The sequence below is a fragment of the Streptomyces sp. NBC_00988 genome (assembly GCF_045162645.1).
Lineage (GTDB): Bacteria > Actinomycetota > Actinomycetes > Streptomycetales > Streptomycetaceae > Streptomyces.
The window spans coordinates 2,645,345-2,666,207 of record NZ_CP108730.1 but is presented as its reverse complement, the minus strand read 5'-3'; the positions used below and the strand labels follow the sequence as shown (position 1 = coordinate 2,666,207).

The following is a 20,863-nucleotide window of genomic DNA, read 5'->3' as shown; positions in this document are numbered from 1 at the left end:
CCACGGTAGGAAGAGACCAATACGCGCGACAAGCGATGAAGGCTGCGTGTCCGCGCAGGAATGCTGCGTCTTAGGTGGCTTCAGCGCATGCCTGATGCGTCGTCCGGGGCGGGATGGGTGGCTCCCGCCTCCGGGCTTTCCGGGAGGAGGTGGGACAGCACCATCACACTGATCGTCTTCCGGATGAACGGCTCCTGCCGGATGCGCTCCAGCACCGCCTCGAAGTGCACGACGTCGGTCGCCCGAACGTGCAGCAGCGCGTCCGCGCCACCGGTCACCGTCATCGCCGCGGTGATCTCCGGATGGTTGCGCACCACCTCCGCGAGCCGCCTGGGGGGCGCGGCGCCCTCGCAGTACACCTCCACGTACGCCTCCGTGCGCCAGCCGAGCGCGGACGGCTGCACCGTCGCCGTGAACCCGGTGATCACACCCGTCTCCCGCAGCCGGTCCACGCGCCGTTTCACCGCCGTCGCGGACAGCCCGACCGCCCCGCCGATCTCGGCGAAACTGGTCCTGGCGTTCGCCATCAACGCGGTGATGATCTTCCGGTCGAGTTCGTCGAACGGGGCGGTCCTGCTGTTCATGTGCGCACTGTATCCAGCGCGAACGTCCACGCCCGGTACATGTCCAGCCGTACGAATTACTCCTACACTCCACCTTCATGCTGCGCGCCCTCGCCGTCGACGACGAACGCCCCTCGCTGGAGGAGTTGCTCTACCTGCTCAACGCCGATCCACGCATCGGCAGCGCGGAGGGCGCGGGCGACGCGACCGAGGCGCTGCGCCGCATCAACAGGGCCCTGGAATCAGGGCCGGACGGACCGGAAGCGATCGATGTCGTGTTCCTCGACATCCAGATGCCCGGCCTCGACGGGCTCGACATGGCACGGCTGTTGACGGGCTTCGCGCAGCCGCCGCTCGTCGTGTTCGTCACCGCGCACGAGGACTTCGCCGTACAGGCCTTCGATCTCAAGGCAGTTGACTACGTGCTGAAACCCGTCCGCAAGGAACGCCTCGCGGAAGCGGTGCGCCGGGCGGCCGAACTCGGCGGCTCCGCACCGCGGATACCCGTGCACGAACCCGACCCCGACCACATCGCCGTCGAACTCGGCGGCGTCACCCGCTTCGTGGCCGTCGACGACATCACCCACGTCGAGGCCCAGGGCGACTACGCCCGCCTGCACACCGACAGGGGCAGTCACCTCGTCCGCATCCCGGTGTCCACCCTGGAGGACCGCTGGCGCGCCCGGGGCTTCGTCCGCATCCACCGCCGCCACCTCGTCGCCCTGCGCCACATAGGCGAACTCCGCCTGGACGCGGGCACGGTGAGCGTCCTGGTCGGCGGCGAGGAACTCCAGGTCAGCCGCCGCCACACCCGCGAACTGCGGGACCTGCTGATGCGGAGGTCATGACGATGCCTCAGGACCCCAGCGAACGCAGGGTAGTTGTCACCGGCCCGCCCCGCCGCACCCGCCGCGCCTCCGGCTACTCCCGCCCGCGCACCGAGATCGACGAACAGACCACCCTCGGCCACACCTACGTCCGCTCCCTCATGCGCACCCAACTCCGCGCCGCCCTCACGGTGTTCGCGGTCCTCGTGCTCCTGGTCGGCCCCCTGCCCCTCGTCTTCGCGGCGACCCCGGACTCCCACCGCCTCGAATGGCTGATCCTCGGCTTCTGCCTCTACGCCCCGCTCGTCCTCCTCGCCCTCTGGTACGTGCGCCGCGCCGAACGCAACGAACGCGACTTCGTCCGCCTGGTCGAGGACCGCTGAGCCGGTGAACTCCAGTTACGCGGTACCGGCGGTCGCCCTCGTCGTCGTGGTCACGGTCCTTGTCGGCGCCTTCGGCCTGCGCATCTCCCGCACCACGTCCGACTTCTACGTCGCCTCCCGCACGGTCGGCCCCCGCCTCAACGCGGCCGCCATCAGCGGCGAATACCTCTCCGCCGCCTCGTTCCTGGGCATCGCGGGACTGGTCCTCGTCCAGGGCCCCGACATGCTCTGGTACCCGGTCGGCTACACCGCCGGATACCTGGTCCTCCTGCTGTTCGTCGCCGCTCCACTGCGCCGCTCCGGCGCCTACACCCTCCCCGACTTCGCGGAGGCCCGCCTCGCCTCGCACGCCGTACGACGCCTCGCGGGCGCCTTCGTCGTCGGTGTCGGCTGGCTGTACCTGCTGCCCCAACTCCAGGGCGCCGGGCTCACGTTGACCGTCCTCACTGGCGCGCCCGACTCGCTCGGCGGACTGATCGTGGCGGTCGTAGTGGTCGCCACCGTCGCGGCCGGCGGCATGCGCAGCATCACCTTCGTGCAGGCCTTCCAGTACTGGCTGAAGCTCACCGCGCTGCTCGTCCCCGCCCTCTTCCTGGTCCTCGCCTGGCAGAGCGACGGAGCACCCCGGCGCGCCTTCGAGGAACCGGCAACGTTCCGTGAACAGCGGGCAGTTCGGGTCGACGAGACACTCGACCTCAGGCTCGACCGCCCCCTTACGGTCACGGTGACCGGCAAGGTCGACGGCCACACCCACGACGCCACGAAGCTCCAACTCGCCACCGGTACCCACCACATCGAGCGCGGCACCCGCCTCGCCTTCGCCAAGGGCGACCCCGTCCCCGTCGTCGACCGCGGGACCAACGGCGGCATGTCGACCTCCCTCGCCGCGAGCCGCGAGGAACGCCCGCTGTACGCGACGTACGGCCTCATCCTCGCCACCTTCCTCGGCACCATGGGCCTGCCGCACGTCGTCGTCCGCTTCTACACCAGCCCGCACGGTGTCGCCGCCCGCCGCACCACGGTCGCCGTCCTCGGCCTGATCGGCGCCTTCTACCTCCTCCCGCCCGTCTACGGCGCCCTCGGCCGCCTGTACACCCCCGAACTCACCATCACCGGCGACGCGGACGCGGCGGTCCTCCTGCTGCCCGACCGCATGATCGGCGGCGTCGGCGGCGATCTGCTCGGCGCACTGGTGGCGGGTGGCGCCTTCGCCGCCTTCCTGTCCACCGCCTCCGGGCTGACCATGGCCGTCGCCGGGGTCCTCACCCAGGACGTCCTACCGTCGCGCGGTGTACGGCACTTCAGACTCGGCACGGTCCTCGCCATGGCCGTACCGCTGGTGGCGAGCGTGCTCGTCGGCGGGCTGCCCGTCGCCGACGCCGTGGGGCTCGCGTTCGCCGTATCGGCGTCCTCCTTCTGCCCGTTGCTGGTCCTCGGCATCTGGTGGACGCGGCTCACCCCGCCCGGCGCGGCGGCCGGGATGCTGGTCGGTGGCGGGTCGGCGTTCGTCGCGGTGGCCGCGACCATGGCGGGCTTCCCCGGCACCGGGCCCCTGCACGCGCTGCTCGCCTGGCCCGCGCTCTGGTCGGTGCCGCTGGGGTTCCTCACCATGGTGCTGGTGTCCCTGGCCACGCCGGGCCGGGTGCCGACGGGAACGGCGGCGATCCTGGCGCGGTTCCATCTGCCGGAGGAGCTGCGGGCGGAGGTGAAGGCGTGACGACACCCACGGGCGGTCCTGGCGTCACCGTGGGCGGATCGCCCAACTCCCTTACGGAGGTGGCCGCATGAGCGGATTCCTGGCCGGCCTCTGTGTCGCCGTACTCCCGCTGCTCGCCGCCGGCTTCTGGCTGGGCCGGCGCACCGCACGCCCCGAGAGCCTCGGCGGGCTCGGCACCCCCGTCGAGCACGCCACCTTCCAGACCCTGCACACCGCGTCCCTCGCCGCGCCCCCGCTGCGCGCAGGCCTCACCGAGGAGACCGCCCGCCGCTCGGCCCGCAGACTGCGCACGCTGCTCGGCACCGACGCGCTGTGCCTGACCGACCAGAAGCAGGTCCTCGCCTGGGACGGCGTCGGTGACCATCACCGGACCGAGATCATGGAACGGCTCGCCGGCCCGCTGGAGACCGGCCGCGGCGAGGCGTTCCGGCTCACCTGCGACGCCCCCGACTGCCCGTTGCGCTGGGCGGTGGTCGCCCCGCTCACCGTCGACGACCGGGTCCACGGCGCCCTGGTCGCCTGCGCACCGCGCGAGTCCGCTGTCCTCGTCCGAGCCGCTGGAGAGGTGGCCCGCTGGGTCTCCGTACAACTTGAGTTGGCGGATCTGGACCAGTCCCGCACCCGTCTGATCGAGGCCGAGATCAAGGCACTTCGGGCCCAGATCTCCCCGCACTTCATCTTCAACTCGCTCGCGGTGATCGCCTCGTTCGTCCGCACCGACCCCGAGCGCGCCCGCGAACTGCTCCTGGAATTCGCCGACTTCACCCGCTACTCGTTCCGCAGGCACGGCGACTTCACCACCCTCGCCGACGAACTGCACGCCATCGACCACTACTTGGCGCTAGTCCGCGCCCGCTTCGGCGAACGGCTCTCGGTCACCCTGCAGATCGCTCCCGAAGTGCTGCCGGTCGCGCTCCCGTTCCTCTGTCTGCAGCCGCTGGTCGAGAACGCCGTGAAGCACGGCCTGGAGGGCAAGGCCGACAAGAGCCGCATCAGCATCACCGCGCAGGACGCGGGCGCCGAGGCACTCGTCGTCATCGAGGACGACGGCGCCGGCATGGACCCCGACCTGCTGCGCCGCATCCTCGCGGGCGAGGTCAGCCCCTCGGGCGGCATCGGCCTGTCCAACGTCGACGACCGGCTCCGCCAGGTCTACGGCGACGACTACGGCCTCGTCATCGAGACCGCCGTAGGAGCGGGCATGAAGATCACCGCCCGGCTGCCGAAGTACCAGCCGGGCGTGCACTCGGCGAGCCGCCGGAGTGAGGCGTAGCGGGCGTCAGGTGCTCCGCGTGGCCACCATCCCGAGGGTGATCAGCCCGAGCACGACCCAGCCGAACCACAGCCAGCCGTTACTGCCGAGCGCCACCGTGTAGGCCGTCACCACCACCAGACCGCCGACGGTGATGACCCCCATGGTCTTCGTGGAACCGGGCATCGCAACACCCTCCTCATGGTTCGTTCCCCTCCATGGTGCCCCCGTTCTGCCTCCGAACGGCGCACACGACGAAATGTGTGCCCGACTTCCACGGTCCCTGGCTGGTCCAGGAGGCCGCCTCGTACACCGACGGATCGAAGCCGTAGTCGGCCGGTGGGACGTCCCGGGCACACGCCGCGTCCGATTCCGTACGCGCCTGGGCCAGCTTGACGCCCGCGCCCAACCGGGTGAACCCGAGCACTTCCTGATCGTGCTTGCCGGTGCAGGAGACCAGGCTCGCGGCCCGGTCGGACGGCACGTCCAGACAGTCCCGCTTCTGCATGGTCGACGTGTCCGCGAACGCCGACCCGAGGGCGCGACGACTGCCGAGTGGCCCGTAGACCGGCCCGTGCGCGCCCAGCACCAGACACGCGGTGCGATGCCCGGCGGCCTCGAAACCCGCGTCGGTCGGTACGACGGCCAAGCCCCGCACGTCCGCGAGCTTCTCCCGCATCTCCTGCGTCCGCTGCGCACACCGGTCCGCCCCGACCTTGCGCGCCTCGCCGGCGGACGCGGTGGACACGAACGCCATGACCTGACCGTCGGGCACCGAGTTCCGGCAGGTGGAGTCGACGGCGAGCCGAGGCGTCCCCTCGAACCGCTTCCCGCCCGGCCAGTCGGCGGTCACACAGTCGCCGTCCTTGAGCGGCGCGGAGAGCCCGATGGCTGTGCCGTACGGCGGACTGTCCTTCTTCGTGCTTGTGTCGTCGCCGGACGACTGGTGGGCCATGGCGTACCAGACACCGCCCAGGGCGAGGGCGAGCCCGAGCAGGCCCGCGAGGGCGGCCTGGCGGAGCCGGGGGCGGGGGCGTCGGCGCCGGCCGGTGGGGGAGTGCGTGGGAGGCGGCTGCCCTGCCGTGAAAGGCACCGCTTGCCCCTCCCAGGGTGAGGGCGAGCCCAGGTCGGTCTGGGTCCGCGCGTACGCCTCCGGCTCCGTCTGCGGCGTCACGATCCGCGCCAGCGCCGCCTCGGCCTCCGCCGCCGGAATCCGTCGTAGCGGATCCTTCTCCAGCATCGCGTGGAGCACCGAGGCCAGGGCGCCCGCGCGGACCGGGGGCAGCGGGTCCTCCATGACCACTGCGGTGATCTCGGCGAGCGGGGTCTCGCGCACGAAAGGGCCGTGGCCCTCGACGGCGTGGTAGAGCGTGCAGCCCAGCGAGAACAGGTCGGCGGCGGCGGTCGGTGGCCCGCCCGTGGCCCGCTCCGGTGCCAGATAGCCCGCCGTACCGACGAGCACGGACGTCAGTGTGTACCGCGTCTCCCCGGCGTCCGGCTGCACCGAGATCCCGTAGTCGGTGAGGAGTACGCGGGCGTACGGCGAACCGGTGCGGTCCGGCGCGAGCAGGATGTTCGCCGGTTTCACGTCCCGGTGCATCACGCCCCGCTGGTGCCCGGCGGTCAGCGCGTCGAGCACGGCGAGCCCGATGCGGGCGCACTCCGCGGGGGCCAGGGAGCCGTACCGGCCGACCATGTCGCGCAGGTCGACGGCGTCCGCCACGTACTCCATGACGATCCAGGGAAGCCCCTCGTGCTCCAGCACGTCGTGCACGGTCACCACATGCGGATGACCGCGCAGCCCCGCCGTGTTCCGCGCCTCGGCCCGTGCCCGCGCGACCCGGGCCTCCCGTTCGGCGTCGGCGGAGGCCGGGTTACTGAACACGATCTCCTTGAGCGCGACTTCACAGGCCAGCCGCTGGTCATGTGCGAGCCACACATGTCCCATACCGCCACTGCCCAGCCGGTTCAGCAGGAGATAACGACCGGCGATGACCCGGCCCACTCCCGAGGTCGGCGATCCCTGTGGCATCCGGACTCCTCCTTCCGGGTCCGCGTCACGTCTCGGTCGTGGTGGCGGTCGCGGTGACGGTGGTGGCGGTGGGCGTGCCGGTCGTCACGGTGGCGCTGGCGGTGACGGGCGCGCTGCTGGTCACGGGAGCACTCGTCATCGGGGCGCTGCTGGTGACCGGTGCGCTCGTCGACGGCGAGTGGGACACCACCGCGGGCGAACCGGTCGTAGGCGAACTGCTCGACGGTGGCGGCTCGTTCGTGGGCGAGGACGGTGGTGGTGACGAAGGCGGAGACGAGGACGTGGGCGGTGCTGGTGCGGACGTCGAGGGCGGTGCCGTGGACGTCGGTGGAGCCAGCGTGGGCTCGGAAGTCGTCGGCCCGGAGGACGTCGGACCCGGGGGAGTGGAAGCAGTGCCCTCACTCGTCCCACCGGCCACGCTCAGCAGCACGTACTCCCCGAACCGCAGCTCGGTCCCGGCGGGCGGATCGCTGGCCGTGACGTGAGCGTCGTCGGACGGCAGCGCACTTCCGCCGTACCCCACGGCCAGCCCACTGCTCACCAGTTGCTGCCGCGCCGCCCCGAAGGTCATCCCCGCGAGGTCAGGCACAGCGTGCTGCTTCCGGGTGTCGAAGGTGGTGTCGTGCCTGCCCGTCGTACCGACCGGACGCGTGATGCCGGTGTCGGGATCGTCGACGTCGACGAGCGCGAGCCCCTCCATCTTCCGCGGTGCCGGACGTACGGCCACGACCGAGGACGGGTGATATCCGTTCCACTTCTCGTTGCCGTCCGCGAACTTGACGGAAATGCGGCTCGCGTCGCCCTTGAAGGGGCGCAGTGGATTTCCGCACGAGCATTTCGCGGCGGGTTCCCCCTGCTCGTCGACGAGAATCGCGATTCCCGCCTGGAGAAGGGAGTTGTAGGGCGTGGCCTTTCCTTTTTTGTAGTCGTGGTTCTGTACGAGAGTGTCGTGACGCAGGAGCACGGGTGTGAGCCGATCCAGATAGCCCGGTATCTGATCCGTGGTGATACCCAGCACGCCCGACCAGGCAACGGCCTTCGGACGATTCGCGGGATCGGTCAGAAACCTCTTGAGCTTCGCCACGTCACAGACGGTCGGCTTCTTGGTGCCGCCGTACAGACCAGGCGTGTCCCCTTGCTGCAAGCTGCCCTGCACCGGCATCGAACGCACCTCGGCGTCCTGCCCAAGCCCCTGTTTCTCGTCGAAGAAAGGCGCGAGCGACGGAACTCCGGCGGCGACCGCCTGCACGGCGAACGTATGTGCGCCCCCGCCGCATCCGCCCAGTCCGGTCACGACCAGGGCACACACGAGCAGCACGGCGATCCTGCGGATCACCGGAATTCCGGTCCTTTGCACAACAGTGCGAAATGTCATTACCGCTCCCCCCGGTGGCGGTTCCCCCATCGCGCTTATGCTACTGAACGAAATTTCCGTTCAGTTGCCGCATGTGTTCAATTGCTTCGTGTGTTCAATGAGGCCAAATAGGCGTTGTACGCCTCAAGTTCCTTGTCGCCGTCCCGGTCGGCGGCCCGGTCCTGGCGCTTGGCCTGCCGCTGTTCCGAGCTGTACCACTGGAACAGCAGGGCGATCAGCACCAGCACGGACGGCACCTCGCTGAACGCCCAGGCGATACCGCCGGCCGCGTTCTGATCGGAGAGCGCGTCGATGCCGAGCGAGGCGGGCGGGTTCTTGAACGTCTGGACCATCGGCTCCGACGCCATCATCAACGCGATGCCGAAGAACGCGTGGAACGGCATCCCGGCGAACAGCTCCAGCATGCGCATCAGATAACCGGGCCGACTCGGCCCCGGGTCCACACCCATGATCGGCCAGAAGAACACCACACCCACGGCGAGGAAGTGCACCATCATCGCGATGTGCCCGGTCTTCGACCCCATCAGGAAATCGAAGATCGGCGTGAAGTACAGCGCGTACAGGCTCGCGATGAACAGCGGGATCGTGAACGCGGGATGCGTGATGATCTTCATGTACCGGCTGTGCAGGAACATCAGCAACAGCTCACGGGGCCCTTTGCGACCCCTTGCGGCCGGGGGCAGCGCGCGCAATGCCAGGGTGACCGGAGCACCGAGCAGCAACAGGATCGGCGTCAACATGCTGATGACCATGTGCTGCACCATGTGCACGCTGAACATGACCATTCCGTAGTCATTGAGCTTGGTGCACATCACCAGCCCGATGGTCAGCACACCGATGACGAAAGAGATCGTCCGCCCCACAGGCCACGAGTCGCCCCGCCGCCGCAACCGCACGACCCCCCAGCCGTAAAGCCCGAGCCCGAGCAGGCAGGCGGTCAGGAAGAACGGGTCGGCCGACCACTCAAGCCCGCGCGCAAAGGTAAACGGCGGCAGATCCATGGTCATACCGTGCCCGCCGTGATCCATCGGACGGCTCCTGATTCGTGGGGGTTGTGCAAGTCTGTCCGCACACAGACTAGAACTGCCCCCGGTCACGATCGTGACCGGGGGCAGTTTCGCTCATGGACGAGTTACAGCACGCACTCAGCCTCTTCATACCGATCAGCGGGAACGGTCTTCAACGTCTCCACCGCATCCGCCAGCGACACCATCACTATGTCGGTCCCCTGAAGCGCGGTCATCTTCCCGAACTCCCCGCGATGCGCGGCCTCCACCGCATGCCACCCGAACCGAGTGGCAAGCACACGGTCGTACGCAGTCGGCGTACCCCCACGCTGCACATGCCCAAGAATCACCGGCCGCGCCTCCTTGCCGAGCCGCTCTTCCAGCTCGATGGACAGCTGCCGCGCGATCCCCGCGAAGCGCTCGTGACCGTAGACATCCTTCTTGCCCTCGTCGAAGTCCATGGACCCCACCCGCGGCTTGGCCCCCTCAGCGGCCACGACAATCGCGAAGCGCTTACCTGCCTCGAAGCGTTCGCCGACGCGCGCGGCCAACTCCTCGATGTCGAAGGGGCGTTCAGGTACAACGATGGCGTGCGCGCCGGCCGCCATGCCGGAGTGCAGCGCGATCCAGCCGGTGTGGCGGCCCATGACCTCCACGACCAGGACGCGCTGGTGGGACTCGGCGGTGGTCTTGAGCCGGTCGAGCGCCTCGGTCGCGACACCGACGGCCGTGTCGAAGCCGAAGGTGACGTCCGTGACCGCGATGTCGTTGTCGATGGTCTTGGGGACGCCGACGACCGGGAGACCGGCGTCGTACATCAGCTTGGCCGCCTTGAGCGTGCCCTCGCCGCCGATCGGGATGATCGCGTCGAGGCCGAGCTCCTCGACATGGCCCTTGGCCCGCTCGACGCCGTCCCGCAGCTGTGAGGGCTGGACGCGCGAGGAGCCGAGGATGGTGCCGCCGCGAGCGAGGATGCCGCTCACCGCGTCCAGGTCGAGCTTGAGGTAGTCGCACTCCAGGAGGCCCTTCCAGCCGTCCCGGAAGCCGATGACCTCGTCGCCGTGGTCCACGACGGCGCGGTGCACGACGGACCGGATGACGGCGTTCAGGCCGGGGCAGTCGCCGCCGGACGTGAGGACACCAATGCGCATAGCCCGAAGAACCTTCTCAACGTGGGCCGAAACCGGACCACATTGTCCGGTACGAACCCCGCCACCCTAACGGCAGGAGGGGGCGGGACCGTAGCGTGCGTCCGCCTGCTGGACGACCCCGCTCACCTGCGCGGACGAGCCGTCAGACGGGCTGGTTTCCGGTGTCCGAAGAGGAGATGTACACCCGCCCTCGGACCTGGTTCAGGCAGGCTGCTGAGCTGCGCCGATGCGCTCGTTGCGGAGCGCCTCGTACCAGCGGTCGTCGATCGGCGGCAGCGCGTTCACATCGAGGGCCAGCTTCAGCAGCAGGTCCGCGATCAGCGGGTTGCGGGCGAGCACGGGCCCGTGCATGTACGTACCGAACACCGTGTCGTTGTACGCGCCCTCCGTGCCGTCGCCCGTGCCGTTGCCCTTGCCGAGCCGCACCTGTGCGAACGGGCGGGCGGTGGGTCCGAGATGGGTGACGCCCTGGTGGTTCTCGAAGCCGGTCAGCTGGGGCAGGCCCAGGCGCGCGTCGATGTCACCCAGGACATCGCCGACGCACCGCTCGCCCTCGCCGCGCGTCGACACCACGTCGAGCAGACCGAGGCCGGGCTCGCGCTGGCCGAGGTCGTTGATGAACTCGTGGCCGAGGATCTGGTAGCCGGCGCACACCGAGAAGACGATCGCGCCGTTGCCGACCGCTCGGTGCAGCCCGCCGTCACGGCGCAGCCGCTCCGCCGCGAGCCGTTGTGGGCGGTCCTCGCCGCCGCCGATCAGATAGATGTCGCCCGAGGTGGGGATCGGCTGGTCGCTGCGCACGTCCATCCGGGCCACGTCGAGGCCGCGCTGCCGCGCCCGGCGTTCCACGACAAGGGCGTTGCCCTGGTCGCCGTAGGTGCTCAGCAGGTCCGGGTAGATCCACACCAGACGCAGCTGGTTGTCGCTCATGGTCAATTCGTCCTCTGAGTCTCAGTTGCCGACGCGGCGGCGCAGGTCCTGGAACGCGGTGTAGTTCGCGATGACCTCGATGCGGCCGGGCGGGGCCAGCTGCACGGCCTGGTCGAGGTTGTCGCAGACCTGGAAGTGCTGGTTGGCCACTTCCAGGCGGACCGCGAGGTCCAGCTTGCGGTCGCCCACGACGAAGATGGGGTGGCCGGTCAGTCGGGTGTAGTCGACGTCCCAGAGCCACGAGGTGTCGGTGCCGTCGGCGCCGCGCGCGTTCACCGAGAGGATCACCGGGGTCGGCGGCGGGTCGATCAGGCTGAACGTTTCGAGCCAGCCCGCCGGGTTCTTCGCCAGCAGCAGCCGCAGGTCGCGCTGCATGAACTGGACGACGTCATAGCGTCCGGCGACGGCCTGCACCCGGTACATCCGCTCCAGGGCGACCTGTGGCGGCACCCCGAAGACGGCGGCGACGGCGGCCGAGGAGGCGGCGTTGGCCTTGTTGGCGCGCCCCGGCAGCTGGAGGTGGATGGGCCAGGCGGAGCCGTGCGGATCGAGGACATGGTCCCCGGACAGCGCCCAACTCGGCGTCGGCCGACGGAATCCGCACTCGCCGCAGAACCAGTCGTCACCGGGCCGCTGCATCACGCCACCGCAGGACGGGCAGGACCAGGCGTCGTCCTTCCACATCTGCCCGGCGGCGACCCAGATCACGTTGGGGGAGGAGGAAGCGGCCCACACGACCAACGGGTCGTCGGCATTGGCGACGACGACGGCCTTGGAACCCGACAGCCCCTCACGCCAGTTCTCCGCGAGCATGCGGGTCTCGGCCGCGCGGTCCAACTGGTCGCGGGAGAGGTTGAGCAGGGCGATGCACTTGGGGTCGGTGTCACGGGCGACGCCGGCGAGGTACTTCTCGTCGACCTCGATGACACCGAACTTGGCGGCCGAGCCACCGGCCAGCGCCGAGGTGATACCGGCGGGCATGTTGGCGCCGAGCGCGTTCGAGACGACCTCCCCGGCGGCCCCGAGGGCCTCGGCGATCAAGCGCGTCGTCGTGGTCTTGCCGTTGGTGGCCGAGACGAGCGTCACGTCCAGGTTCTGTGCGAGCCGGGCGAGCAGGTCGGGGTCGAGTTTGAGTGCCACTCGGCCGCCGATCACCGATCCGCTGCCCCGCCCCGCGGCACGCGATGCCGCCGCGACCGCCTTGCCCGCCGTCACGGCCAGCTTGGCCCGCGGCGTGAGCGGGTCCGAGTTGCCTGCCATCAGTTCTCGATCCTCCTTGCGTACGCGCCGCGCCTCTGCCTCCGGCAACGTGGTGTGGACCTCAGCCTATCGAGATCCTTATCGGTGCCCGAACCGCGGCACCGCGAACCCCTCGCGGCGGGCGTGCGCCGTAGAGAACCGTACCCTTGCGCCCATGCGATACGGCTCCATCCCGGGCGCCCACGGGCGAGTCCGTCCCCTCACCCTGCTCGGCGACCCCCTGCTGCATGCCCCGTGCGAGGAGGTAACGAACTTCGGCCCCGAACTCGCCCGCCTGGTAGAGGACTTGTTCGCGACGATGTACGCGGCCCAGGGCGTGGGCCTCGCCGCGAACCAAGTGGGCGAGTCCTTGCGGGTGTTCGTCTACGACTGCCCCGACGACGAGGAGACCCGCCACCTCGGCCATGTGGTGAACCCACGCCTGGTGGAGACGGACGGTGTGGTGTTGCGGGGCCCGGAGGGCTGCCTTTCCCTACCGGGCCTGGAGGCGGGGACGGAGCGCTACGACCACGCGGTGATCGAGGGCTTCACGGTGGCCGGGGACCCGATCACCGTGCACGGCACGGGTTGGTTCGCACGGTGCTTGCAGCACGAGTACGACCACGTGGAGGGCCGGGTGTACGCGGACCACTTGACGGGCTGGCGCCAAAAACGCCTGAAGCGACAGGTGAGCCGAGCCTCATGGCACCGGTGAGCGAAGCTTCTTGAGGGGCGCGGGGCTGTATCGGTTTGCGGCTCTGCCGCGTGGGCGTGGACAGCTCTTCAGCACCGGCCAGCGCAGGTTTTTAAGGGGTGCGGGGCCGTGTCGATCTGCGGCTCCGCCGCTTGGGCGCGACCAGCCCCCACCGGACCCGCCCCCGAAACGCAACCGGCTAGAACCCCGGCCCGCCGACCTTGTCCCCGGCGGCAGCCAACCGCCCCCACAACAGGTCGGCCAGACTCCGCACCAACTCGGCCCGGGAGCAGGGCCGTTCACCCAGCCACCAGTCCCCGGCCGCGTGCATCATTCCGACGATCCCGTGCCCCCACACCCGAGCCAGTTGCTGACTGTTGGGCCCGAGATCCACCCGCTCCTCGATGACCTGAGCCAACTCCTCGCCCATACGCCGGAGCAGCGGAACAGAGTGATTCCCCGTGTCGAACCCCTGATCCGCGGTCTGCCCACCCTCCACGGGATGCATCAGGAACCGATACACCTGGGGCAGCGCCTCGATCGCGGCGAGGTAGGTGTCGAGCGTGGACTCAACCCGCTCCCGACGCTCAGCGGGCGCATCCAACGCCGCCCGCAGAGAAGACAACAGGGCATCCGTATGCCGCTTGGCAAGGGCGGCGTACAGTCCACCCTTGTCCCCGAAGTGCCGGTACAGAATCGGCTTCGTAATACCCGCTTCCGCGGCGATCGCGTTCATCGAGGCCTGCGGACCGTCACGCAGCACCACTCTGTCCGCGGCCTCCAGCAACTCGCGCCGTCGGCGGTCGGCGGACCGCTGTTGATCGGTCCGCTGCGTGGTGCTCATGGTCTCTCCCCGCCCGTGCTGAATCGGTGACGCCTGCGCAAACTAACACTCAATGGCCCCAACGCCTCGAACGGGCTGCCGAGTGGTCATCGGGAGTTGACTTTCCTACCCGTCGGTAACAGACTCTGTCGTTACCGCAAGTAACATGCTAGTGCGCCGCTGGAGGAGTCATGGCCGAGTTCACCATGGAACTCAACGACGAACAGAAGGAGGTGCGGGACTGGCTGCACGGCTTCGCCGCCGACGTCATCCGCCCCGCCGCCGCCGAATGGGACGAGCGTGAGGAGACTCCCTGGCCGGTCATCCAGGAGGCCGCGAAGGTCGGCATCTACTCCCTGGACTTCTACGCCCAGCAGTACTTCGACCCCACCGGCCTCGGCATCCCGATGGCCATGGAGGAACTGTTCTGGGGCGACGCGGGCATAGCCCTCTCCATAGTCGGCACCGGTCTCGCCGCGGTCGGCGTCCTCGCCAACGGCACCGAGGAGCAGATCGGCACCTGGATTCCCCAGATGTACGGCGACGCCAACGACGTCAAGGTCGCCGCCTTCTGCTCCTCCGAGCCCGACGCCGGCTCCGACGTGGCCTCCATGCGCACGCGTGCCGTGTACGACGAGGCCAAGGACGAGTGGGTGCTCAACGGCACCAAGACCTGGGCGACCAACGGTGGTATCGCCAACGTCCACGTCGTCGTCGCGGTCGTCGACGCGGACCTGGGCTCCAAGGGCCACGCCTCCTTCATCGTCCCGTCGGGCACGCCGGGCCTGTCCCAGGGGCAGAAGTTCAAGAAGCACGGCATCCGCGCCTCGCACACCGCCGAGGTCGTCCTGGAGGACGTACGCATCCCCGGTTCCTGCCTGCTCGGCGGCAAAGAGAAGCTCGACGAGCGCCTCGCCCGCGCCCGTGAGCGCGCGAAGGCCGGCGGTGGCGAGCGCGTGAAGAACGCGGCGATGGCCACCTTCGAGGCGTCCCGCCCGGCCGTCGGCGCGATGGCGGTCGGCACCGCCCGTGCCGCGTACGAGGTCGCCCTCGACTACGCGATGACCCGCGAGCAGTTCGGCCGCCCGATCATCGACAACCAGGGTGTCGCCTTCCAGCTCGCCGACATGCGTACGTCCATCGACGCGGCCCGGCTGCTGGTGTGGCGGGCGTCCTGGATGGCCGTCAACGGCAAGCAGTTCACGGCGGCCGAGGGGTCGATGTCGAAGCTGTTCGCCAGCGAGACGGCGAAGAAGGTCACCGGGCAGGCCATTCAGATCCTCGGTGGCAATGGCTACACGCGTGAGTATCCGGTCGAGCGGATGCACCGTGACGCCGCGATCTACACGATTTTCGAGGGTACGAGCGAGATCCAGCGGCTGGTGATCGCGCGGACGTTGTCGGGAATGCCGATTCGTTGAGTTTCGGGTACGGGACCGGTGGGGCTGTATCGATGTGCGGGTCCGCCGCGTCGGCGCGACCAGCCCCCACCGGCCGGTGGACGAACAACTACCGGTGTTTCAAAGGCGTCAGCTGCTCGATGTCGTACCGCCCCCGCAACTCCTCGATAGCCGCATGATCCGGCGGCCCCCCACCCCCGAGGATCTCCAACAGCTCCTCGAAATACCGCTCATGATCCGGCGGCGGCGACGCCTGGAAGAACATCTTCGCCGCCGTCTCCGTCGGGTTCGAGAACGCGTGCGGACACCCGGGCGGCACGACGATCACCGTCCCCGGTGTCGCCCGTACCACCCGCGTGCCCGAACTCGACTCCCACCGCTGCCAGTTGTCCGGCGTACGGATCCGCGGCTCGAAGGCGAGGACATCCAGCTCGCCTTCGAGCACGTAGAACAACTCCTCGCTACGGGTGTGCACATGGGCCCCGACGTCGAACCCCGGCGGCACCACCACCTCGAAGGTCGACGCGGTCCGCGAGTGCGAGCCGGTCACCTTGAACGTCACGTGCTGCGCGGGTGTCTGTACGACCCGGCCGTGACCCGGCGGCACCAGCAACCCCTCTGTCGCCGTCATCGACACCTCACCACGTCACCGGCAGCGCCTCAGGACCGCGGATCAACGCGCCCTTCTTGAACGGGACTTCGTCGGCCGGGACCGCGAGCCGTAGCCCCGGCAGCCGGTCCAGCAGCGCGTCCACCAGCAGCTCGGACTCCAGCCGCGCCAGCATGTTGCCGGGACAGAAGTGCGGGCCGAAACCGAAGGACACATGCGGGTTCGGACTGCGCGCGAAGTCGATCCGGTCCGGGTCCGGGAACACGTCCGGGTCCCGGTTCGCGGCCAGGTACGACACGTACACCGGGTCGCCCGCCCGCATCCGTACGCCGCGGATCTCCACGTCCTCCATGGCGATCCGGGACAGCCCGACCGCGTTGCGGTGCGGGATGTAGCGCAGCAGCTCGTCGATGGCCTGGGGTCTCAACTCCGGTTCGGCGCGCAGCCGTTCGACGAGATCCGGGCGGGTCAGCAGCAGGTAGAACATCTGCCCGCTGTTGTTGGTGACCGCCTCGCCGCCGATCTGCAGCAGCACCGCGAGCCCGACCGCCTCCTCCAGCGTGATCTCCTCCCGGCCCACGGCGGCACCGAGCAGCGAGGCGACGTCCTCGCCGTCGCCGCCCTCCCGCAGACCGATGAGATCGCCGAAGTAGGCGCCCATCTCCTGCTTCGCCTTCTCGCTGACCTTGGCGCCGTGCGAGGAGGACAGGATGAGCTGCGTCCAGGTGTGCATGCCGTGCCGGTCGGCGGCCGGGACGCCCATCAGCTCGCAGATCACCGCGATCGGGAAGGGGCTCAGCACGGTCTCGGTGAGATCGGCCGGCGGCCCGTGCTGGAGCAGCTCGTCGACCAACTCGTCGAGCAGCAGCCGGGATTGCTCCCGCACCCGCTCCACCCCGCGCGCCGTGAACGCCGGGGCGACCGAGCGCCGTAGCCGGGTGTGGTCCGGCGGGTCGAGGAAGCCGACCGCGCCGCGGGCCGGGATGAAGTGCGGGGCGAGCCGGGTCACCGGCTGGTCCATCACCGCCTCGCGGCTGAACCGGGGGTCGTTGGCGACCATCCGCACGTCGTCGTGCCGGGTGACCAGCCAGGCCCAGCCCTCGCCGTTGGGCAGTTTGATCCGGTTGACCGGACCCTCCCGCATCAGCTTGGCGAGGACCGGGTCGAAGTCCACCCCGGTCAGGTCGAGGGCCGGCCAGGGCCGGACCGGGGGCAGGGTCTCGGTGAGCGTCTCTTCAGTCATGCCGTACTCAAGCCGTCTCTCGGTCGTCGTTGTGCCAGCGGCCCAGGGCCATCTCGGCGGTGATACCGGGTCCGAACCCGGCGAGCAGTCCACGCGCCCGGTGTTCGGCGCCGCCCTCGTCGAAGAGCCGGCGCAGCGCGTCCAGCACGACGGCGCTGGCGATGTTGCCGTACTCGGTGAGGGTGGCCCGGCTGAACCGGAACGCGTGCGGGTCGACCTGCAGGAACTTGCTCAGGTCGTCGAGTATTCGGGGCCCGCCCGCGTGGACTATGTAGAAGTCCAGGTCGGCCGCGTCCCAGCCGTGCAGTCCCGCGAGGTCCTGGAGCGCCGGCGCGAGGGGCTCCATGGTGGCCGGCACCCGCTTGTCCAGCAGGAAGTGGAACCCGGTGGCCCGGACGTCGTACATGATCCACTCTTCGGTCTTGGGGATCAGGTACGACCCGTTGCGCTCCAGCTGGATGCCCGTGCCGCCGCGCCCGCGCACCACGGCCGCCGCGATGCCGTCGCCGAACAGGCCGTTGGAGAGCAGGGAGCCGATGCCGAGGTCGGTCGGCTGGTAGCACAGCGAGCAGAACTCGCACGCGACGATGAGCGCGTTGGCGTCCGGGTAGGCCGTGCAGAAGTCGTGCGCCCGGTTGATGGCCGCGCCGCCGGCCGCGCAGCCCAGCTGGGCGATGGGGATCTGGCGGGTGGTGGCGTCGAAGGCCATCTCGTTGATCAGCCAGGCCGTGAGCGAGGGCATCATGAAGCCCGTGCACGAGACGTAGATGATCACGTCGATGTCGGTGGTGAGGAGCTCCGCCTCGTCGAGCGCGCGCTGCACGACCGACGGGACCCGGGCCTTCGCCTCGGCCGTGTAGATCCTGTTGCGGTCCTCGAACCCGGGGTGCTTCAGGGTCTCCTCGATGGGCTGCACGATGTGCCGGGTGCGCACACCGGTGTTCTCGATCAGCCGGAGGGCCAGCGGCAGGTTGGGGTGGTCCGCGTGACGGGAGCGCGCCAGCTCCAGCGTCTCCTCCATCGTGATCACGTGCTCGGGAACCGACACCGAGGGCTTGCACAAAGTCGCCATGAACCGTCCCTGCTTTCGCCTTCCGGAAGGCCTTCGCCCGCCGGTCAGAAGGTGGTTCACCTCAGAGGGTGGTGCACCCACGATCACCCTTGAGGGCGACGATCTCTCGGTGGACTACTCCAATTCAGGGACCCTGTGTAAAGGTCGGATCAGTATCCGGACCCCGGCCGAAGAAGGACGCGATGACCACCAACCCTTTGGTAGCCCGGATCGAGACCGGTGCCGCACCCCGGGAAACCCTCGCAACCCTGGCCCTGGAACAACACCGGGTGATCCCGGCCGACCGCCGCGCTTTCCTGCATCTGGCGCAACGCCCGGAGACCACCCCGGAGGCATCGGTTTTCTTCGAGTTCCTGGCGGAGGGGGAGTCGATGGCGGGGGAGCGGCTCATCGCCTTCGCGGAGGCCTGCGGCGTGGACGAGACTCGGTTGACCAGCTACGAACCCTTGCCCGGCTGCCAGTCCTATCCGGCCTACGTCGCGTGGCTAGCCCTCAACGCGAACCCGACGGACGTGGTACTCGCCCTGACGTCCAACTTCGCGGAATGGGGCGCCTATTGCGCAACAATCGCCGCTGCGCTGCGCGAGCACTACGCCTTCACGGAGGCGGCCTGCGGCTTCTTCGATTTCTTCGCCGAGCCGTCCCCGGAACTGGACGAGAAGGCGGCGGCAGCGGTACACGCGGGCCGTGTGAACGAGAACCTGGTACGGGGATACAGCAGCAAGCTCAAGCACTACGAGGCAATGTTCTGGGCGAGCCTTCCAACGCCGGCTCAGGGCACCCCCTAGGGGCGCGGGGCTGTATCTATTTGCGGCTCCGTCGCGTGGGCGCGACAAGCCACGGCGCACCCGCACTCAGCGAACTACGACGACCCCCCACTGCTATGGGCGATGCAAGCCACGTCAATCCGATCCGCCAACTTCGCCAGCTCGATCGTCAACGCAGCCACCGTGTCCTCATCAAGCCCCTCTTCCCCGGCCTCGACAAGGTGCAGCCACCGCCCACCCACGGTACGCAAAAGCTTGCTGACATCGGCGGCAGCCACCTGCAGGGTCCCGCGGTCGTCGACGATCAGAGGCAGAGTCACTTCGCGGTTCACAGAGGGGATCGTAGCCGCGTAACGCTCACGCTCCGTGCCATACCGTGGTGATGTTGCAGAACTCGTGGATTCCGTGCCCCGACAACTCCCGCCCGTACCCGGACCGCTTCACCCCGCCGAACGGGAACGCCGGATGCGACGCGGTCATCCCGTTGAAGAACACCCCACCGGCCTCCAGGTCCCGTACGAACCGCTCGACCTCGGCCTCGTCCCGCGTCCACACGTTGGAACTCAGCCCGAACGGCGTGTCGTTGGCGAGGAGGACGGCCTCGTCGAGGTCGGCTACCCGGTACAGCGTGGCGACAGGTCCGAACGTCTCCTCGCGGTGGATGCGCATCTCGCGGGTGATGTCGGTGAGGACGGTCGGCGGGTAGAACCAGCCGGGGCCATCCGGCCGCTCACCACCGCACAGCACGGTCGCCCCGCTCTCCACCGCGTCGTCGACGAGTTCCTCCAGATCGCCACGGCCCGCTTCGCTCGCGACCGGTCCGACCTCGGTCTCCTCCTCCAGCGGGTCACCGACCGTGAGCGCCTTCATGCCCGCCACGAACCGTTCGGTGAACGCGTCGAAGACATCCGTGTGCACGATGAACCGCTTGGCGGCGATGCACGACTGCCCGTTGTTCTGTACGCGCGCGGTCACCGCGATCTGCGCGGCCCGCTCGATGTCGGCGGACGGCATGACGACGTACGGATCGCTGCCGCCCAGTTCCAGCACCGTCTTCTTGACCATGTCCCCGGCCACGGACGCGACCGCCCGGCCTGCGGGCTCGCTGCCGGTGAGCGTGGCCGCCTTCACCCGTTCGTCGCGCAGGATCTCCTCAACCGCGCCGGAACCGACCAGCAGGGTCTGGAAGGCGCCCTCCGGGAAGCCCGCGCGGTGGAACAGGTCCTCCAGGTAGAGGGCGGTCTGCGGGACGTTCGACGCGTGCTTGAGCAGGCCGACGTTGCCCGCCATCAGCGCGGGCGCGGCGAAGCGGATCACCTGCCACAGCGGGAAGTTCCACGGCATCACCGCGAGGACGGGGCCGAGCGGCCGGTACCGCACCAGGGCCCGTGAACCGCCCGAGTCCTTGACGTCCGCCGCGGAGGGCAGCTCGTCGGCGAGCAGTTCCTGTGCGTGGTCGGCGTACCAGCGCATCGACCTCGCGCACTTGGCCGCCTCCGCGCGGGCCTGCTTGACCGGCTTGCCCATCTCGGTGGTCATGGTCCGGCCGATGTCCTGCTGGTCCTCGTCGAGCAGATCGGCGGCCCGATGCATGAGCCGGGCGCGCTCGGCGAAGGAAGACGTCCGGTACGTACGGAACGTGGCCTCCGCGAGCTGGAGCCGGCGCTCGATCTCCTCGGCACCCATGGCCTCGTACGTCTTGAGCGTCTCGCCGTTCGCCGGGTTGACCGTCGCGATGGGCATGGCTGACCTCCTGGAGCGGGCTGTGCTTCGACCTT

The 20,863-nt window shown here is 69.3% G+C and carries 21 protein-coding genes; 7 read left to right on the top strand and 14 right to left on the bottom strand.

Annotated elements, in window-relative coordinates; translation table 11 throughout:
* Positions 1 to 80 precede the first annotated feature (80 nt).
* Entirely contained in the window at positions 81 to 584 is a 504-nt protein-coding gene (locus tag OG496_RS12135) for an Lrp/AsnC family transcriptional regulator (RefSeq protein WP_366498166.1), read from the bottom strand.
* Between the two features lie 77 nt (positions 585 to 661).
* On the opposite strand from OG496_RS12135, the gene OG496_RS12130 reads away from it, so the two are divergent.
* The 4 genes from OG496_RS12130 to OG496_RS12115 all read left to right on the top strand — a co-directional run bounded on the left by OG496_RS12130 (position 662) and on the right by OG496_RS12115 (position 4,763).
* Positions 662 to 1,411, top strand: a complete 750-nt coding sequence (locus OG496_RS12130) for a LytTR family DNA-binding domain-containing protein (RefSeq protein ID WP_033278248.1) — start codon at positions 662 to 664, stop codon at positions 1,409 to 1,411.
* A gap of 2 nt (positions 1,412 to 1,413) precedes the next feature.
* Complete coding sequence (locus OG496_RS12125) at positions 1,414 to 1,773, top strand: hypothetical protein (protein WP_033278249.1); 360 nt, start codon at positions 1,414 to 1,416, stop codon at positions 1,771 to 1,773.
* 4 nt (positions 1,774 to 1,777) lie between these two features.
* Positions 1,778 to 3,490, top strand: a complete 1,713-nt coding sequence (locus tag OG496_RS12120) for a cation acetate symporter (RefSeq protein WP_405970851.1) — start codon at positions 1,778 to 1,780, stop codon at positions 3,488 to 3,490.
* A gap of 67 nt (positions 3,491 to 3,557) precedes the next feature.
* Positions 3,558 to 4,763 carry a histidine kinase gene (locus OG496_RS12115; RefSeq protein WP_366498169.1) on the top strand — a complete coding sequence of 402 codons (1,206 nt, stop codon included), beginning with the start codon at positions 3,558 to 3,560 and terminating at the stop codon, positions 4,761 to 4,763.
* Between the two features lie 6 nt (positions 4,764 to 4,769).
* Here OG496_RS12115 and OG496_RS12110 read toward each other — a convergent pair whose 3' ends face one another.
* From OG496_RS12110 to OG496_RS12080, 7 genes are all read right to left on the bottom strand, one after another.
* Positions 4,770 to 4,928 carry a hypothetical protein gene (locus tag OG496_RS12110; RefSeq protein ID WP_019070924.1) on the bottom strand — a complete coding sequence of 53 codons (159 nt, stop codon included), beginning with the start codon at positions 4,926 to 4,928 and terminating at the stop codon, positions 4,770 to 4,772.
* 13 nt (positions 4,929 to 4,941) lie between these two features.
* Positions 4,942 to 6,774, bottom strand: coding sequence for a protein kinase domain-containing protein (locus tag OG496_RS12105; RefSeq protein ID WP_405970850.1), 1,833 nt, complete (start codon positions 6,772 to 6,774; stop codon positions 4,942 to 4,944).
* A 25-nt stretch (positions 6,775 to 6,799) separates the two neighbouring features.
* Positions 6,800 to 8,110 (bottom strand): DUF6777 domain-containing protein, encoded by a 1,311-nt coding sequence (locus OG496_RS12100; RefSeq protein WP_405970849.1) that lies wholly within the window; start codon positions 8,108 to 8,110, stop codon positions 6,800 to 6,802.
* A gap of 116 nt (positions 8,111 to 8,226) precedes the next feature.
* Positions 8,227 to 9,177, bottom strand: coding sequence for a cytochrome c oxidase assembly protein (locus OG496_RS12095; RefSeq protein ID WP_405970848.1), 951 nt, complete (start codon positions 9,175 to 9,177; stop codon positions 8,227 to 8,229).
* 104 nt (positions 9,178 to 9,281) lie between these two features.
* Positions 9,282 to 10,307 carry a 6-phosphofructokinase gene (locus tag OG496_RS12090; RefSeq protein WP_366498174.1) on the bottom strand — a complete coding sequence of 342 codons (1,026 nt, stop codon included), beginning with the start codon at positions 10,305 to 10,307 and terminating at the stop codon, positions 9,282 to 9,284.
* Positions 10,308 to 10,508: 201 nt separating this feature from the next.
* Positions 10,509 to 11,237 (bottom strand): type 1 glutamine amidotransferase, encoded by a 729-nt coding sequence (locus tag OG496_RS12085; protein WP_399392299.1) that lies wholly within the window; start codon positions 11,235 to 11,237, stop codon positions 10,509 to 10,511.
* A gap of 21 nt (positions 11,238 to 11,258) precedes the next feature.
* Positions 11,259 to 12,497: a MurT ligase domain-containing protein gene (locus OG496_RS12080; RefSeq protein ID WP_366498176.1), complete on the bottom strand. Its 1,239-nt coding sequence runs from the start codon at positions 12,495 to 12,497 to the stop codon at positions 11,259 to 11,261.
* Between the two features lie 154 nt (positions 12,498 to 12,651).
* On the opposite strand from OG496_RS12080, the gene def reads away from it, so the two are divergent.
* Complete coding sequence (def, locus tag OG496_RS12075) at positions 12,652 to 13,191, top strand: peptide deformylase (RefSeq protein ID WP_405970847.1); 540 nt, start codon at positions 12,652 to 12,654, stop codon at positions 13,189 to 13,191.
* A gap of 178 nt (positions 13,192 to 13,369) precedes the next feature.
* Here the strand turns inward: def and OG496_RS12070 are convergent, their stop codons facing one another.
* On the bottom strand, positions 13,370 to 14,014 hold the full coding sequence (locus tag OG496_RS12070; protein WP_366498178.1) for a TetR family transcriptional regulator: 645 nt from the start codon (positions 14,012 to 14,014) through the stop codon (positions 13,370 to 13,372).
* Positions 14,015 to 14,184: 170 nt separating this feature from the next.
* Here OG496_RS12070 and OG496_RS12065 point away from each other — a divergent pair, with 170 nt between their 5' ends.
* Complete coding sequence (locus tag OG496_RS12065; RefSeq protein WP_033278259.1) at positions 14,185 to 15,414, top strand: acyl-CoA dehydrogenase family protein; 1,230 nt, start codon at positions 14,185 to 14,187, stop codon at positions 15,412 to 15,414.
* Positions 15,415 to 15,502: 88 nt separating this feature from the next.
* On the opposite strand, the gene OG496_RS12060 is transcribed toward OG496_RS12065, so the two are convergent.
* The 3 genes from OG496_RS12060 to OG496_RS12050 are packed head-to-tail and all read right to left on the bottom strand — an operon-like array spanning position 15,503 to position 18,318.
* Complete coding sequence (locus OG496_RS12060; RefSeq protein ID WP_327405718.1) at positions 15,503 to 16,024, bottom strand: cupin domain-containing protein; 522 nt, start codon at positions 16,022 to 16,024, stop codon at positions 15,503 to 15,505.
* 7 nt (positions 16,025 to 16,031) lie between these two features.
* Entirely contained in the window at positions 16,032 to 17,246 is a 1,215-nt protein-coding gene (locus tag OG496_RS12055; protein WP_405970846.1) for a cytochrome P450, read from the bottom strand.
* Between the two features lie 7 nt (positions 17,247 to 17,253).
* Positions 17,254 to 18,318 (bottom strand): type III polyketide synthase, encoded by a 1,065-nt coding sequence (locus OG496_RS12050; protein WP_366498180.1) that lies wholly within the window; start codon positions 18,316 to 18,318, stop codon positions 17,254 to 17,256.
* A gap of 182 nt (positions 18,319 to 18,500) precedes the next feature.
* On the opposite strand from OG496_RS12050, the gene OG496_RS12045 reads away from it, so the two are divergent.
* On the top strand, positions 18,501 to 19,106 hold the full coding sequence (locus tag OG496_RS12045) for a transcriptional regulator (protein WP_405970845.1): 606 nt from the start codon (positions 18,501 to 18,503) through the stop codon (positions 19,104 to 19,106).
* 74 nt (positions 19,107 to 19,180) lie between these two features.
* On the opposite strand, the gene OG496_RS12040 is transcribed toward OG496_RS12045, so the two are convergent.
* Positions 19,181 to 19,417, bottom strand: a complete 237-nt coding sequence (locus OG496_RS12040; RefSeq protein WP_317880821.1) for a DUF6213 family protein — start codon at positions 19,415 to 19,417, stop codon at positions 19,181 to 19,183.
* A 25-nt stretch (positions 19,418 to 19,442) separates the two neighbouring features.
* Positions 19,443 to 20,828: an NADP-dependent succinic semialdehyde dehydrogenase gene (locus OG496_RS12035; protein WP_405970844.1), complete on the bottom strand. Its 1,386-nt coding sequence runs from the start codon at positions 20,826 to 20,828 to the stop codon at positions 19,443 to 19,445.
* Positions 20,829 to 20,863: the final 35 nt, after the last annotated feature.